Source organism: Bradyrhizobium sp. AZCC 2230 (assembly GCF_036924495.1).
GTDB classification, from domain to species: Bacteria; Pseudomonadota; Alphaproteobacteria; order Rhizobiales; family Xanthobacteraceae; genus Bradyrhizobium; species Bradyrhizobium rifense.
The window spans coordinates 8,379,884-8,395,080 of the sequence record NZ_JAZHRS010000001.1; the positions used below are offsets into that span (position 1 = coordinate 8,379,884).

At 65.1% G+C, this 15,197-nt stretch carries 12 protein-coding genes; 5 read left to right on the top strand and 7 right to left on the bottom strand.

Annotated elements, in window-relative coordinates; all coding sequences use genetic code 11:
* Positions 1 to 64: 64 nt before the first annotated feature.
* On the bottom strand, positions 65 to 1,333 hold the full coding sequence (locus tag V1280_RS39980) for an ROK family protein (protein WP_334536137.1): 1,269 nt from the start codon (positions 1,331 to 1,333) through the stop codon (positions 65 to 67).
* A gap of 257 nt (positions 1,334 to 1,590) precedes the next feature.
* On the opposite strand from V1280_RS39980, the gene V1280_RS39985 reads away from it, so the two are divergent.
* From V1280_RS39985 to V1280_RS39995, 3 genes are all read left to right on the top strand, one after another.
* The gene (locus V1280_RS39985; protein ID WP_334536139.1) at positions 1,591 to 2,556 is read left to right on the top strand and encodes a sugar-binding protein; all 966 of its coding nucleotides are present in this window, start codon (positions 1,591 to 1,593) and stop codon (positions 2,554 to 2,556) included.
* 61 nt (positions 2,557 to 2,617) lie between these two features.
* Positions 2,618 to 4,144, top strand: coding sequence for a sugar ABC transporter ATP-binding protein (locus V1280_RS39990; RefSeq protein WP_334536141.1), 1,527 nt, complete (start codon positions 2,618 to 2,620; stop codon positions 4,142 to 4,144).
* The gene (locus tag V1280_RS39995; RefSeq protein ID WP_334536143.1) at positions 4,141 to 5,181 is read left to right on the top strand and encodes an ABC transporter permease; all 1,041 of its coding nucleotides are present in this window, start codon (positions 4,141 to 4,143) and stop codon (positions 5,179 to 5,181) included. Before V1280_RS39990 ends, V1280_RS39995 begins: the two co-directional genes overlap by 4 nt.
* A gap of 16 nt (positions 5,182 to 5,197) precedes the next feature.
* Here the strand turns inward: V1280_RS39995 and V1280_RS40000 are convergent, their stop codons facing one another.
* Positions 5,198 to 6,085: a VOC family protein gene (locus V1280_RS40000; protein WP_334536145.1), complete on the bottom strand. Its 888-nt coding sequence runs from the start codon at positions 6,083 to 6,085 to the stop codon at positions 5,198 to 5,200.
* 187 nt (positions 6,086 to 6,272) lie between these two features.
* On the opposite strand from V1280_RS40000, the gene V1280_RS40005 reads away from it, so the two are divergent.
* On the top strand, positions 6,273 to 7,460 hold the full coding sequence (locus V1280_RS40005; protein WP_334536147.1) for a CaiB/BaiF CoA transferase family protein: 1,188 nt from the start codon (positions 6,273 to 6,275) through the stop codon (positions 7,458 to 7,460).
* Positions 7,461 to 7,691: 231 nt separating this feature from the next.
* Here the strand turns inward: V1280_RS40005 and V1280_RS40010 are convergent, their stop codons facing one another.
* Complete coding sequence (locus V1280_RS40010; protein WP_334536149.1) at positions 7,692 to 7,859, bottom strand: hypothetical protein; 168 nt, start codon at positions 7,857 to 7,859, stop codon at positions 7,692 to 7,694.
* Between V1280_RS40010 and V1280_RS40015 the strand changes: the two genes are divergently transcribed.
* Positions 7,858 to 10,965, top strand: a complete 3,108-nt coding sequence (locus tag V1280_RS40015; RefSeq protein ID WP_334536151.1) for a DEAD/DEAH box helicase — start codon at positions 7,858 to 7,860, stop codon at positions 10,963 to 10,965. The two genes, V1280_RS40010 and V1280_RS40015, sit on opposite strands and share 2 nt — an antisense overlap.
* Before the next feature lie 237 nt (positions 10,966 to 11,202).
* On the opposite strand, the gene V1280_RS40020 is transcribed toward V1280_RS40015, so the two are convergent.
* The 4 genes from V1280_RS40020 to V1280_RS40035 all read right to left on the bottom strand — a co-directional run bounded on the left by V1280_RS40020 (position 11,203) and on the right by V1280_RS40035 (position 15,152).
* On the bottom strand, positions 11,203 to 11,544 hold the full coding sequence (locus tag V1280_RS40020; RefSeq protein ID WP_334538530.1) for an SDR family oxidoreductase: 342 nt from the start codon (positions 11,542 to 11,544) through the stop codon (positions 11,203 to 11,205).
* Positions 11,469 to 12,626: a caspase family protein gene (locus tag V1280_RS40025; RefSeq protein ID WP_334536153.1), complete on the bottom strand. Its 1,158-nt coding sequence runs from the start codon at positions 12,624 to 12,626 to the stop codon at positions 11,469 to 11,471. Before V1280_RS40025 ends, V1280_RS40020 begins: the two co-directional genes overlap by 76 nt.
* Positions 12,627 to 12,690: 64 nt before the next feature.
* A complete protein-coding gene (locus V1280_RS40030; RefSeq protein ID WP_334536156.1) occupies positions 12,691 to 13,839 on the bottom strand; it encodes an amidohydrolase in 1,149 nt (382 codons plus the stop codon).
* Between the two features lie 227 nt (positions 13,840 to 14,066).
* Entirely contained in the window at positions 14,067 to 15,152 is a 1,086-nt protein-coding gene (locus tag V1280_RS40035) for a mandelate racemase/muconate lactonizing enzyme family protein (RefSeq protein ID WP_334536157.1), read from the bottom strand.
* Positions 15,153 to 15,197: the final 45 nt, after the last annotated feature.

Here is a 15,197-nt window from a genome sequence, read left to right on the forward strand (position 1 = left end):
GACGCATGGGGGAACAAGGCCGCCTGCACGCAGGATCGCCTTCATGATCGGCGGGGATCGTTGCTTATTCTGTTGCGTCCATGTGGTTCTGGTCAACGACCCGCAGCGTCCGTCGCATCATGCCATCGACGATGGCCGCCGACTCGCTTGGACGCAGATGGATCGTCGTGGACTTGAGCAGCCATGGCAAGACCGCTTGCTCCAGCCGCTCCTCATAGGCTGCGCGCATCATGTCGAACGCCTGCAGGCCGGGCCCTGCCAGGACGACATGGTGTGGGCGCAGCACGGATATCGTTGCCGCGACCGCCTCGGCAAGCGCGCGGCCGGCCTGCTGGAAGACGTGCTCGAGACGGGGATCACCGCTCCGTGCGCGCTCGTGCAGCAGGGCCATTTGCGCCTCGGAAGGCTGCTGCGACGCCGCTGGCGGCAAGTCGAGAAAGGTGCGGGCGTCGCGGTAGAGCGCATAGTCGGCGAGATGGGCCTCGATGCAGCCGCGCTGGCCGCAGCGGCATTGCGGCCCGTTCGATCCCAATTTGGTATGGCCGATCTCGCTGCCGGCGCCGGCGCCAAGCCGCGCTTCACCGTCGACCACGATGCCCATGCCGACGCCGTGACCGATCAGGATCGTGGCCATGAGGCCCTGCGCCAGTGACGGCTCCGCGGCGGCGAGAGCGAGCGCAACCGCGACGGCATCATTCGCCATCACGACTTCGGTGCCGAATGCCTGACGCACCGGCTTCGCCAGATCGATGTCGGTGACGGACAGCACCGGGCTCCACAGATGCCGGCCAGTGTCCGCGTTCACGATACCCTGGAGGGCAATCCCTATTCCCAGCAGCCGATGGCGCGGTGTGGCCGTCGCCTCCAGCATCGCATTGATTTGCGTGATCACGAGATCGCACAACGCGCCCGCATCGAGCGCCCGCGTCGCGATTTCGCGGCGTGATTGCGCCAGGCTGGAGCCGCTGAAATCCGCAATCAGCGTCTCGATCAGATTCATGCGCAGCGAGACCGCGATGATGCGGCCGAATTCCGGGTTCAGGGTCAGCAGCACGGCCGGCCGGCCACGGCGGCGGCCATTCAGCCCATCGGGATCCTCGTCGTCGGGGTCGTCGGACCATGGGGGTACCGGGGTCTCGGTCTCGCACAGCAATTCTTCCGCGATCAGCCTGGACGTCAGGCCGGACACGGCCGGGAAGCTCAGTCCCGTGCTCCGGGCCAGCTCCACACGCGGCAATGGCCCGTGACGTCGCAGGACTTCCACCAGGCGGCCCCGGTTCGAGCCACGGGCCGTGCCGGAAATTCGTCTCGGCAACTCAGTCTGGTCAGTCATGCTGTCCTATTTAATTCAGGGCATGAATTTAATAAGCGCCTATTGCTGCGGTGTAATTAGAGAAGCATAGCGCGCACTGCGCAATGGCGAGGCATATTTACTAATATCACGCCTCATGTACTATTTCCGCTTGAAGAAACGACCAGTGCATCTTGATTTCGATGTTCTGCTCTGCAACATTTCTTCGCTGCGTGAATAAAATAGAGCGCAAAAGCGCTGTAAAGCCCCGCATCCGGGGTGACCAAAGGGAGGTAACCATGAACGGATCAATGAAGAAACTTCTAGTGCCGTTGCTCGCGACCGCCGCGGCGTTCGCGTTTGCTACGGGTGAGGCGCAGGCCCAGCAGAAGAAGACCATCGCGCTGGTGACCAATGCCGCGGCCGATTTCTGGGTCATCGCCGGCCGCGGGCTCGAGAAGGCTCAGAAGGAGCACCCGGAATACGATATCCAGTTGATCGTCACCAACGATGCGACCGCGGCGGGTCAGCGGCGCGAGCTGGACGACCTGCTGGTGCGCGGCGTCGCCGGCATCTCCATCTCGGTCGACGATGCGCCGCACGCAACCGAAGAGCTCAACAAGGTCGCGTCCCAGACCATCTTGATCACGACGGACAGCGACGCGCCGCAGAGCAAGCGTCTCGCCTATATCGGCACCGACAACGTCGCGGCCGGGCGGCAAGCGGGCGAGGAGTTCAAGAAGGCGCTGCCGAGCGGCGGCAAGATCGCGCTGTTCGTCGGCACGATGGACGCGGACAACGCCCGCGAGCGGGTGCAGGGTATCAAGGAAGCGATCGCCGGTACCAAGATCGAGCTGGTCGACGTGTTCACCGACCAGGTAGACTCCGCCAAGGCCAAGGCGAACATGGAGAACGTGCTCGTCAAATATCCCGACATTGCGCTGCTGTCCGGCCTTTGGAGCTACGAGACACCGCTGATCTATGATGCGGTCAAAGCGGCGGGCAAGGCCGGCAAGGTGAAGATCGTCGGCTTCGACGAGGATCAGCGCACGCTGCGGGGAATTGCCGACGGCACGATCGAGTCGACCGTGGTGCAGCAGCCGTTCGAATTCGGCTATCTCTCCGCCACCAACATCATCAAGACGCTGAACGGCGACAAGTCCTGGATTCCGGCCGACAGCAAGCTGATCGTGCCGACCCAGGTGATCAGCAAGACCAACGTCGCGGAGTTCACCGCTAAAATGAAGGATCTGCTGAAGAAGTGACCCTCAGCACCTTTCGACGTCCGGCGGCCATGGCCGTCGGGCGTCGTTTGGGAGGAAGTGAATGGCGGAAATCCTGTTCGAACTCGCCGGGATCAGCAAATCCTATCCCGGGGTCATGGCCCTCAACGATGTCAGCCTGCGCGTGCACCGCGGCGAGGTGTTGGGCCTGATCGGCGAGAACGGCGCCGGCAAGTCGACGTTGATGCGCGTGCTGGGCGGCGTGATCGCGCCGAGCGCGGGCGTGATCCGCATCGGTGGCACCGACCATGCCCAATTGACCGTGAACGAAGCGACGCAGACCGGCATCGCCTTCGTGCATCAGGAACTGAACCTGTTCGAGAATCTCGACGTCGCCGCGAACGTCTTCATCGGACGCGAGAAGCTCGTCGGCGGCCCGCTGAAGCTGGTGGACAGCACGCAGATGCGCGCCCGCGTGACGCCGCTGCTGCAGCGGCTGGGCGCTGATTTCGGCCCTGACACGCTGGTCGACAATCTGTCGATCGCCGAACGTCAGATGGTGGAGATCGCCAAGGCGCTTTCGATCGACGCCCGCGTGATCATCATGGACGAGCCGACCTCCAGCCTGACGATTTCGGAGACCGAGCGGCTGCTGGAGGTGATTGCCGACCTGAAGGCTCACGGCGTCTCAGTGATCTATATCTCCCACCGGCTCGGCGAGATCATGACCTGTGCCGACCGCGTCGTGGTGCTGCGCGACGGGCGCACGGTAGGAGAGCTGGCGCGAGACCAGCTCAGCCATGCCGCAATGATCAGGCTGATGATCGGCCGTGACCTGAAAACGCTGCATACGCCGCCGAAACGGCCGCCCCAGCCGGGCGGCTGCGACATCGTCGGCCTCGTGACGTCAGCCTTCCCCGACCGGCAGATCGATCTTTCCGTGCGGCATGGCGAGATCCTCGGACTGGCAGGACTGGTGGGCGCCGGTCGTACGTCGCTGGCCCGTGCGGCTTTCGGCATCGATCCGGTGCTGGGTGGCGAGATCAGGATCGACAACGCGCCGGTCGATGTCGCATCGCCCCGGGACGCGATCAGGCAAGGCATCTATCTGGTGCCGGAGGACCGCAAGAAAACCGGGCTCGTGCTGGAGCTGCCGATCCGCGAGAACGTGACACTGGCGAGCCTGCTGAATTACGCGCGGATGTGGCTGGTCAACGGCGCGTCCGAGCGCAATGTCGCGAAGGAGCAGGTCAGGCGGCTCTCCATCAAGGTGCCGAGCGTCGACATGGAGGCCGTGACCCTCTCCGGCGGCAACCAGCAGAAGGTCGTGCTGGGCAAGTGGCTCTCCATGAAGCCGCGCGTGATGTTTTTCGACGAGCCGACCCGCGGCATCGATGTCGGTGCCAAGAGCGAGATCTATGCGCTGATGCGCGAACTCGCCGATCAGGGCGTCGCGATCGTCATGATCTCCTCGGACATGGAGGAGGTCATCGGCGTCTCCGACCGGGTCGCGGTGATGCATGAGGGAAGAGTCAGCGGTATGCTGGAGCGCCCGCAATTCAGCGAATACAACGTGCTGCGGCTTGCAATAGGCCAGGCGCTGGAAACCGTGGAAGCCGCTGCACAATGAACAAGAAAGAACTTGGCCTCGGCCTGCTGCTCGTGGTGATTTCCGTCATCACGGGCATGATCAATCCGGCCTTCCTGTCGGTGGTGAACCTGCTGAACCTGGCCAATCTGATCGGCCTGTTCGGTGTGTTTGCGCTCGGCGAAGGGCTCGTGATCATCACCGGCGGCATCGACCTTTCGCTCGGCTCGATGTTCGCGCTGCTCGGTGTCGTCTTCGTCGATCTTCTGACGACGTACCAGGTTCCCTGGCCCTTGGCGCTGCTGGCTGTGTTGCTGGGCGGACTGGTGCTGGGAGCCATTCAGGGGGTCCTGATCACGCGGCTGAAGATGCAGCCCTTCATCGTGACGCTGTGCGGGCTGCTGATCTATCGCGGCGCCGCCCGCTACTACACGACCGACTCGACACGCGGCTTCGGCTACGGTGACGAGGCTGCGACCCTGAGCAACCTTGCCTCCGGCCATGCAGTGGCGGGCATCCCGAACACCTTCATCCTCCTGATCATCCTTGCGATCGTCCTCGGCGTGGTGCTGCACCGCTCAGTCTACGGACGCTGGCTTTATGCCGTCGGCAAGAACGAGGAGGCGGCGCGCTTCTCAGGCATCAACACGAATCTCGTGATCGCAACTGCCTACATCATCAGTGGTGGGCTGGCCGGAGTTGCGACGGTGCTGTTCGTGTTCTACACGAACTCGGTGTCTCCGAGCTCCTTCGGCAATTTCTATGAGCTCTACGCGATCGCGGCTGCCGTGCTGGGCGGCTGCAGTTTGCGCGGCGGCGAGGGTTCTATTCTCGGTATCGTGCTGGGGACTGCGCTGCTGCAGGTGCTGCAGAACCTGGTGAATATCCTGGGCATCCCCAATTCCCTGAACTTCGCGGTGATGGGAACGGTGATTCTGATCGGCGTGTTGGCGGATCAGCAATTGCAGGCCCGACGCCGGCGCAAGCAGGCGCTGGCCGGCATCGCCCGCACGGCGCCGAAGGCGGCGTTACCGCGTGGCGTGGACGCGTTGCCGGTGAGAACGGGCGACCAGGGCTGACAGGCCAGAAAGTTGCCTATCCCTCGTATTGATCCGGCCCCATCGCCCATGACGCCTGATCGTGGCTATAGGCGTAGTTGCGGTTGTTGACCGCGGGATTGCGGTTGACCATCGGCCGCATGAACATCGGATGCGTCGCGCTGCGCACCTCGTGCTCGACGGTGAAGAGATGCTTGCCGCTGTCGAGCTCGACGATGTCGCAGAAGCGGTACTGATACTGGTTGTCCTCCCGCGAGATCAGGTCGCGCGCCAGCAGCTTGCGGTAGGGACCGGAGAAATCGGTGATGTACATCTGCACATGGTGACCGTCATAATCGCCTTGCGGCCGATCGGTCTCGCGGAACAAGAGATGCTGGTCGCGGCCGGTCTTCACCGCGGCAACCTTGCCGTCGCCGTTGCGCAAGGCCGCCGGCATGCCCATGATCTCCGGATAGAAGGCGCAGATCGCCTGCGCCGATCCGGCCGGCACCTCGAATTCGACATAGGGAATGCCGAGCGTGATGCGCCCGAAGCGCGCCGCGTCCGGTTCGTGAATGCGGATGCGGTTGCCCCAGGGACAGGTCGCTTCGACATAATCGTTATGCTCGGCATACGCGAAGGCGGTGCCTTCGAGCTTGCTTTTGACCGAGGTCAATCGCGCCAGCAGCGCCTCGCGGCCCTCGATGACGAGCCCGGTATGGCCGCGCAGCACCTGCGCCCTGCCGCTCGGCAGATGAAACTGGCTTCGTCCGACATTGATCCACATGTTGGTGTCGGACACCATCAGATAGGGATCGCGGGTCAGCCCGAGGCCGGTGACGTAGAACAGCGTGGCGAGGCGTTGGTCCGGAACCTGGATGTTGACGTGCTCGAAATGAATGGCGTTGCCGAGATCTTCTGCGGATCGATCGAATTGTTGCGGCATGGATGTGCGCTTCTCGCTGGAGGGATGGCTTGCTCCATACTAGAGCAGAATTTCCGCCAGCCGAAACGGTTGGATGATCACATCTTGAGAGCAGGATCTTGAGGACAAGGCAACGTGTGCGCTGCACCTTGCCGTGGCACCCATTCCCTGTAATCTGACCGGAAAGGTAGAGGGGAAGAAGAGGTCGATGGGGGGAGTTCTGGAAGGCGTGCGCGTCCTCGATTTCGGGCGCTATATCGCGGGCCCGTATTGCGCGACATTGCTGGCCGAGTTCGGCGCCGAGGTCATTCGCGTCGAAAAGCGCGAGGGCAGCGAGGATCGCTTCGTGGCGCCGGTCGGCGAAGGCGGCGAAGGCGCCCTGTTCCTCCAGGTCAACCGCAACAAGAAGTGCATCACGCTCGATCCGATGACGCCGGAGGGCCAGGAGGTGATGCGCAAACTGGTGGCGACGGCAGATGTCGTCGTCGCCAATCTGCCGCCGCAGACGCTCCGCGCCATGAAGCTCGACTACGACTCACTCAAGGCGATCAAGCCGGACATCATCCTGACGACCGCGACTGCGTTCGGTGGGCCGGGGCCATGGTCCGACCGCGTCGGCTTCGATGGCGTAGGCCAGGTCATGTCGGGCTCGGTCTATATGACCGGCGCCGGCAATCCGCCTTACCGCGCGGCGGTGAACTGGGTCGATTTCGGCACCGCGCTGCACTGCGCGTTCGGGACGCTGGCCGCTCTGATCGAGCGCGGCAAATCCGGGCGCGGGCAGATCGTCGAGGGTGCGCTGCTGGCGACCGCGCTGTCCTTCACCAATGCGACGCTGATCGAGCAGGCCGTCATCAACGTCAACCGCGTTCCAACCGGCAATCTCGGCCAGACCGCCGCGCCCGCCGACATCTACCGCACCAAAGACGGCTGGGTGCTGTGCCAGGTCACCGGACATCCGCTGTTCAAGCGCTGGGCGAAGTTGATGGGCGAGGAAGAGCAGTGGCTGAACGATCCGCGCTTTGCCGACGACATCAGCCGCGGCAATAACGGCCCAATCATCAGCGAGCGGATGGCGCGCTGGTGCGCCGAGCGCACCACGCAGGAGGCGGTCGACACCCTCGGCAAGGCGATGATTCCGACAGGGCCCGTGCTGAGCCCGCAGCAGGCGCTGGATCATCCGCACATTCGCGCCGCCGGGTTTTTGCAGGACGTCGACTATCCCGGCTTGCCGAAGCAGGCACCGGTTGCGCGCGCCGCGATTCGACTCTCGGAAACGCCAGGTGAAATCGCGACGCGTCCGCCGACGCTTGGCGAGCATACCGATTCCGTGCTGGCGGAACTCGGCTACGATAGCGCCGAGATTGCGGCGCTTCGGCAGAGCGGCATCATTTAGTCGCTGCGTCGAGACAAGAGTGGAAATGAGCCGGCGCGTCTGCTAGATGACTGGCGGCTTAGCCTCGCGCTTTTTGCGTTGGCCGGCGACGTCTGTGTCGCATGAGGTGTTTGGGAGGCGCGCGTTCGCACGCCCCGTCCCATATGCATGACCATCCGCGACCGAATCGGGACGAACCCGGCTGCGCGTGCCATTAGCGACTGCCTACGACGAGAAACGGATTCACGTGCGTCATTCCAAGAAACTGCAGCCAGCCAAAAGTTCTCCAAAGAAGAGCTCGCCCAAAAAGCGCGCGCCCGCCAAGAGCTCGACGAGCAGGCGCTCGCTGAGCAAGAGCTCTCCGAAGACGAGCAAGGGCGCGCAGCGCGCCACGATCGCGTCGTCGTCGCCGCTGGGCATGATGGCGCTGCATCTGCTGGCGCAGTGGAAGGAGTCCGGGCACAGCGGTCTCGTGTTCCTCGCCGAAAGCGAGAACAGGGCCGAGCGGCTCGGCAGCGTCATCCACGCGCTCGATCCGTCCTGCGAAGTGCTGGTATTTCCGCGGCTGAACACCCTGCCGTTCGACCAGTTGGAGCCATCGCGCGAAATCGCCGGCCGCAGAGCCTCGGTGCTGCGGCGCCTGGCGAAATCCAGGCAGCCGATCTTTCTCGTCTCGACGGCGGAAGCCGTGATGGAACGTCTGCCGGCGCCGGCGAGCCTGCTGCGTCTGAACACGGGTCTGAAGGTCGGCGGCAGTTTCTCCGAAAGCGAACTTCGGGTCCGTCTCGAAGAGCTCGGCTATGATCTCGATGACGAGCCGGATTATCCGGGCGGCGCGCTGTTTCACGGCCAGACTTTCGAGATATTTCCCGCGGGCGCGCTGGGGCCGTTCCGGGTGGAGCATTCCGGGCGCGCCATCCGCCGGATCGTGGCGTTCGATCCGAAAGAGCACGACATCATCTTCGAGACCAAGGAGCTTCTGGTCGATCCCATGTCGGAGCGGCTCGCCATCGCGGGTGCGCGGGCGAAGCGCGCGACGCTGTTCGACTATTGCGGAAAGGCCAAGTGGATCGCGGATGCCGGCGTGTCGGTGCATGCCGATGCCTGGCTGAGCACGATCGAGGAGGCCGCGAGCCGCGCGGACCGGGAGCGCGAATATCTGGGACGCCCCGACTGGAAGCAGGTGACCCGCGGCATGAAGGTGCTGCCGCGCAACGCGCCGTTCCAGCCGACGCCGGAATTCTCCAAGCTGACATCCACCCGCAAAGCCCTGCGCGCCTACGTCGAGGAGACGCGCCGCGCGGGAGCTCGCCTCATCCTTGTCGCCGCGCAGGAGGAAGACCTACGCGCGATGGAGCGGATGAGCGGCGTGAAAGCGGAGCGCGTCGCGGATTGGGACGAGGCCGGGAGCGCGCGCCATCGCGACGTGGCGCTGCTGGCCGATCTCGATTCCGGCTTCGTCATTCCAGGCAAGAAGCCTGATGTCGTCCTGACCGCGAGTGACGTGCTCGGCAGCCGTGCGCATCATCCACAGCCGATGGCGCGGAGCTGGATCGCGGCGTTCGATCATGCCGACGTGCCGGAGCAGGGCACGGTGGTCGTGCATCTTCAGCGCGGCCTTGCCGTGCTCGACGGCCTGCAGACCGTGAACACCGGTGGCGGCGCCTTGCGCGAGATGGTCAGGTTGTCCTTTGCGGGCGACAACGCGGTTCTGGTGCCGCCGCCCGACCTGGCGCAAATGTGGCCCTACTCGACGGAGCGCGGCAAGCTCGCGCTCGACAAGGCCGATGGCAGCACGTGGTGGGCCCGCCGCACCGGCGCCGAGCAGGAAATCCAGCTCGCCGGCAAGGCCCTCGCCAGGCACATCAGTCAGCGCAAGCGGCGCAAGGCGGCCAAGCTGGTCCCGCCGGGCTCGGCCTACGAAAAATTCGTCGCGCGCTTTCCGTATTTCACGACGATCGACCAGGCCAAGGCGATTCACGACGTGCTGGATGATCTTGCGTCCGGCCATCCCATGGACCGGGTGATCTGCGGCGACGTCGGCTTCGGCAAGACCGAGGTGGCGCTGCGCGCCGCGGCCGCCGTGGTGCTGTCCGGAAAGCAGGTGGCGATCGCGGTGCCCACGACCGTGCTGGCCCGGCAGCACGTCGCGACCTTCCGCAAGCGGTTTGCGCCGCTCGACATCGAGGTCGGCAGCCTGTCGCGCGCCACCTCCGGTGCCGAGACACGGGAGACCAAGGAAGGCTTGCGCAGCGGCCGGATCAAGGTCGTGGTCGGAACGCAGGCCCTCACCTCGAAGGACGTCAAGTTCGACGATCTCGGTCTCGTCATCATCGACGAGGAGCAGCATTTTGGTGCCGCCGAGAAGGCAAAGCTTTCGGGGCTCGCCAAGAATGCGCATACGCTCTGGATGAGCGCCACGCCGATCCCGCGCACGCTCGCCGCGGGTCTTGCCGGTTTCAGGGATTTGAGCGTCATCGCTTCGCCCCCGGTGCACCGGCTTCCGGTCGCGACCAAGATCGCGCCGTTGTCGGATGCCGCCATCGCGTCGGCCCTGCTGCGCGAGCAGCGGCGGCACGGGCAGAGCTTTCTGATCTGCCCGCGCATCGGGGATCTCGAGCCCATGCTGGCGCGCGTGCAGGCGGTGGCGCCCGATCTCAAGATCGTCTGCCTGCACGGCAAATTGCCGGCCGACGAGATCGACGACCGCATGATGACCTTCGTCGAGGGCAAGGCCGATGTCCTGCTCGCCACCAACATCGTGGAGAGCGGACTCGATATCCCGCGCGCCAACACCATCGTGATCTGCTGGCCCGAGAATTTCGGCCTGGCCCAGCTGCACCAGCTGCGCGGACGCGTCGGCCGCGGCGGCATCCGCGCCTTCGCATTTCTGCTGACGGAATCAGCCTCGGTGCAGTCCGAGAAGCGGCTCGCCGTGCTGGAAGAATTCAGCCGGCCGGGCGCAGGTTTTGCGATCAGCGAGCGCGATCTGGATCTCCGCGGCGCCGGTGATCTGTTCTCGGAGCAGCAATCCGGCCACGTCCAGGTGTTCGGCCCCGTGCTCTACAGCCATCTCCTGAAGATGGCCTCGGAGAAGGTCGATGACGGCAGGTCCATGGTGTGGGTGCCCGACCTCAATCTGCCGGTCGCCGACATGCTTCCCGAGAGCTATGTGCAATCCGCGCCAGTCCGGCTGGAGCTCTATGCCCGCGCCGCACGCTGCGCCAGCGAGGACGGCCTCGACGATCTCGAGGAGGAAACCTCCCGCCGCTTCGGACCCTTGCCGCCGGCCGCCCGCGATTTCTTTGCAGCTGCGCGACTGCGGCTGGACTGCAAGCGGCGCGGCATCGTTCGCCTCGACGTCGGGCAAAGTGCGGTGGCCGCAACGTTCCTGCCGGGACGGCTGCGGAAGTCAAAAGGGAAGACGCTGCAACGCGACGGCGATCGCGTCGTCTACCACAGCCAGACGCGCGATGCCCCGTTCGACATGGTCGAGGAATTGTTCGAGGTTCTCGACGAGGCGTGAGCTAGGGCATAATGAAATTGGGCCCGGTCGGCTTGCTCGGGTCCACCTCTCCCCAACGGGGAGAGGTCGGATTGCTTTGGCGCGCAATGCGCGCCTGAGCAATCCGGGTGAGGGGGCGCGGCACCCGGTGAGACCTGAACCCCTCACCCGGATCGCATTTCCAATGCGATCCGACCTCTCCCTTCGGGAGAGGTGAAGGCCTCGGCCCAAATCGGTTCAAACAAACTACATTCCGCGTTAGCTTCGAAGCGAGCTGCCACCGCAGATCACGAGCTGCTGGCCGGTGATGGCGGCAGCTTCGCCTGAGAGCAGGAACGCGACGGCGGCTGCGACTTCCTCGGGTTGAATGAAGCGGCCGATCGGCGGCAGTTTTGGCGCGACATTGGCGCGCGTCGGGTCCTTCAGCATCGGTGTCTCCGTTGCGGCGGGCGCAACGACATTGACCGTGATGCCGCGCGGCGCGAGCTCGCCCGGCGAGGCAGCATCATCGCGCGCATTCGCATTTACTCGGCGCTGCGCTTCCAGGCGCCGGTGCCCAGCTTGCCCGTGATCACTGCCAGCGCATCGTGGATCTCGTATGCGCCGCCGTCGCTGTAGTTCGACAGGCCTCTGAGGGCGTGCAGGGTCCAGTGGCCGTTCGCGGCGGTGATCGTGCCTTCGTGCGAGCGAGCCGAGCGCTGCGGCTCGGCATGGAATCTGTAGGTGCCGTCGCCCATGATCTGCCAGATCCAGCGCGACTGCCCGCGGCCGCCCGGCACCATGATCTCCCAGGTGCCGACCAGAGCGGGATCGATCGCTGGCGACGTCGGCGTGTGCTGTGGAGCAGGGGAGATGACGGCCGGAAGCGCGCTGGCCGGCGCCGCTTCCTTCGCTCCGGCCGGTGGCCGGGCGGCAAGGTAGATCGCCTTGCGCGACAGCGAACCATAGACGAACGGCTGCTGTTCGTTGCGGGTCGCCTCCATCACGTCGTCGCGGACATTGCGGAACATGAACGTCACCTCGACGCCTGATACCTCGATGTTGCGCAGCAGTGCCGCCGCAAACGGGCTGTTGCGCGCGTCGCCATCAAGCGCCGTGGTGCCGTCGCGCGCAGCATAGGCGACGAGAACGTTGCCGACGGGCTCGATACGCCCAAGCCCGCTCGTGGTGGCTGCTCGCGTGGCGATCGAACGATTCATCCGGGCCGCAAACGGATTGTTGCGGCAGGCATCGAGGATGACGAGGCCAAGGCTCGTGGTGTTGGACACCTGCAACATCACGCTTTGCAGATTGATGGCTTCATTGGCCGCGTCCGTGTCCCGCTTCAGGTCTGCGTCGATCGGGATCAGCCAGTTTTCGCCGTTGATCTCCATGCCATGGCCGGCGAAATACACCGCTGCCATCTCGGCGCCGGCGGCGTCTCGCCCCAACGCGATCAGGCTGCGGCGCATGTCGTCGAAGCCGGCGTTCGTAGACACGGTGACCGTGAAGCCAAGCCGCTTCAGCGCCGCGGCGATGTCGCTCGCGTCGTTCGGCGGATTGAGCAGTGCGGGCACGTTCCTGTAGGCACCGTTGCCGATGACGAGCGCGACCCGCCGGCCTTCCGCGGCTGCGGCCGTCGACGCCACGCCCGCCAACGCGGTTGCCGCCGTCAACCCCAAAACGAATTCGCGCCGGTTCATCCGAATCTCGCTGGTTCGAACGAGTTCCTACCCTAGCGCAACCGATCCGGGGGAGCCACGGGCCTCAGTTCGCCGACAGCGCCGTCTTGGCGACTTCGGCCATCCAGGTCGATGCCACGGGGAGGATCGCGTCGTTGAAATCGTAGCGCGGGCCGTGCAGCTCGGCGCCGTCGCGCAAGGGTCCGTTGCCGATCCAGACGAACGCGCCGGGGCGATGGTGGAGATAGAAGGCGAAATCCTCGCCGGCCATGCTGGGCGCGAGGTCGCGCCGCAGGGGTGCCCGCACCATGTCCGCGGCCATGCGCGCGAAGCCGGCTTCTTCCGGCGTGTTGATCGTCACGCCGACGCCCATGACGATGTCGGGCGTGACCTTGACGTCGAAGCTCGTGGCGACGCCGGCGCAGATGTCTGCGATGCGCGCGAGAAGAACGTCCTTCACGTCGTTGCGGTGATGCCGCAGCGTGCCGCGGATCACGACCTTGCCGGCGATTTGATTGGGCGCGGTGCCGCCCTCGATCGTGCACAGCGAGAGCACGGCGGTGTCCAGCGGATCGACGCTGCGCGACACGATCGATTGCAGCGCCACGATCAGATGGCCGGCCGCCATCACGGGATCGCGCGTCAGATGCGGCATGCCGGCGTGTCCCGCATGGCCCTCGATGGTGATGGTGACACGTCCGCCGGAGGCCATGACCACGCCGTCATGAACCGCGATGGTGCCGGCCTCCAGGCCCGGCCAGTTGTGGAAACCGAACATGCGGTCCATCGGGAACCGCTCGAACAGCCCGGCCGCGACCATCGCGCGCGAGCCGCCAAAACCCTCTTCGGCGGGCTGGAAGATGAAATCGACGGTGCCGCTCCAGTCGGTGTCCGCGGCCAGCAACGCAGCCGCGCCGAGCAGCGAGGCGGTGTGTCCGTCATGTCCGCAGGCGTGCATCACGCCGGGCGTTTTCGAGGCGTAGGCAAGTCCGGTATCCTCGGTGATCGGCAGCGCGTCCATGTCGGCGCGCAGGCCGACGCGCCCTTCGGCCGATCCGCGCGTCAGCGTCGCGACCACGCCATGGCCGCCGATACCGGCCTCGAAGGGAATGCCGAGCTCGGTGAGTTTTTCCTGCACGAAGGCCGCGGTCGCCTTTTCCTGCAAGGACAGTTCGGGGTGGGCATGCAGATGCTGGCGCCACGCGGTCAGTTTTTGGTGCAGCTCAGGGGTCAAGGCGCAGCTCTCTCGAATGGTGTCAGCTGACGTCACTCTAGCCGATTATCCGCGCCCCGCATCAAGCCCCTTGGAATGCCTCGCGTGCACCAACGCGCGCCAGTCTCTCGTCATTCCGGGGCGCGCCTCTTGGCGCGAACCCGGAATCCATCGTGCGGCAATCTCCGCGGCCGCATGGATTCCGGGCTCGCGACTTCGTCGCGCCCCGGAATGACGGACGATGGGTGTCACGCCAACTTCGCCAGCCCCTTCCAGTCAAAGCTGATGCCGTGCCCCGGGCGGGCCGGCGCCAGCGCCTTGCCGTCCTCGAGCACCAGCGGATGCTCGATGTACTTGTCGAGCCCGAAGCCGTGCGCCTCGAGGTAGGATTGGTTCGGGCAGGCCGCGAGCAGATGCACGGTGATGTCATGCGCGCCGTGGCTGGTGACGGGCAGGTTGAACGCCTCCGCCAGCCGCGCGATCTTCATGAAGGCGCTGACGCCGCCGCAATTGGTGACGTCGGGCTCGGGATAGGACACCGCGCCTGATACGATGTAGTTCTTGAACTCCCACAGCGAGCGCAAATTCTCGCCCGCCGCGATCGGCACGCCGCCGGCCTGCATGATGCGCGCGTGTCCGGCGACATCGTCGGGGATGATCGGCTCCTCGAGCCAGGTCAGGTCGTAAGGAACGAAGGCGCGGGCGGCGCGGATCGCATCCTCGACCGTCCATTTCATGTTGGCGTCCGCCATCAGCGGAAAGCCGTCGCCGAGATGTTGTCTCATCGCCTTGACGCGCGCGACGTCGGATTTGAGATCGGGCCGGCCGACCTTCATCTTGATGGCGCGAAACCCCTTTGCGAGATTGCCGTCGGTCTGCTTCAACAGTGCCTCGACGGAGAGATCGAGGTCGATGCCGCCGGCGTAGCACGGCACGTGCGCGTCGAAGCCGCCGAGCAACTGGTACAGCGGCAATTTCGCGCGCCGCACCTTCAAATCCCACAGCGCGATGTCGAGCGCGGACAGCGCCAGCACCGCAGGCCCGCCGCGACCGCCATAATGCAGGCCCCACCAGACGTGATGCCAGACGGCTTCGGTGTCGTCAGCCTCGCGTCCTTCGACCAGCGGCGGAATCTCGCGCTTCAGGATATCGGCCGTCGCGCCGCCATTGCGCCCGACCGTATAGGTGTAGCCTGTGCCTTCAGCGCCATCGGCATCGCGGATGCGGCAGCTGATCAGCTCGAACGCCGCGATCTCGCCGTGGGTGGAGTCGGACAGCGTAACGGGGAGGGGGATCCGGTAGAGCGCGGATTCGATATTTGCGATGCGCGGCATGTGGCCTCCCGACTTTTTCTTTTTGGTTCGTAGGGTGGGTTAGCT

Coding starts and splice junctions, on each gene's coding strand:
- V1280_RS40000 (WP_334536145.1), bottom strand. CDS start 6,085: ATGCCGCAACAATTCGATCGATCCGCAGAAGATCTCGGCAACGCCATT.
- V1280_RS40005 (WP_334536147.1), top strand. CDS start 6,273: ATGGGGGGAGTTCTGGAAGGCGTGCGCGTCCTCGATTTCGGGCGCTAT.
- V1280_RS39995 (WP_334536143.1), top strand. CDS start 4,141: ATGAACAAGAAAGAACTTGGCCTCGGCCTGCTGCTCGTGGTGATTTCC.
- V1280_RS40015 (WP_334536151.1), top strand. CDS start 7,858: ATGATGGCGCTGCATCTGCTGGCGCAGTGGAAGGAGTCCGGGCACAGC.
- V1280_RS40010 (WP_334536149.1), bottom strand. CDS start 7,859: ATGCCCAGCGGCGACGACGACGCGATCGTGGCGCGCTGCGCGCCCTTG.
- V1280_RS39985 (WP_334536139.1), top strand. CDS start 1,591: ATGAACGGATCAATGAAGAAACTTCTAGTGCCGTTGCTCGCGACCGCC.
- V1280_RS40025 (WP_334536153.1), bottom strand. CDS start 12,626: ATGAACCGGCGCGAATTCGTTTTGGGGTTGACGGCGGCAACCGCGTTG.
- V1280_RS39980 (WP_334536137.1), bottom strand. CDS start 1,333: ATGACTGACCAGACTGAGTTGCCGAGACGAATTTCCGGCACGGCCCGT.
- V1280_RS39990 (WP_334536141.1), top strand. CDS start 2,618: ATGGCGGAAATCCTGTTCGAACTCGCCGGGATCAGCAAATCCTATCCC.
- V1280_RS40035 (WP_334536157.1), bottom strand. CDS start 15,152: ATGCCGCGCATCGCAAATATCGAATCCGCGCTCTACCGGATCCCCCTC.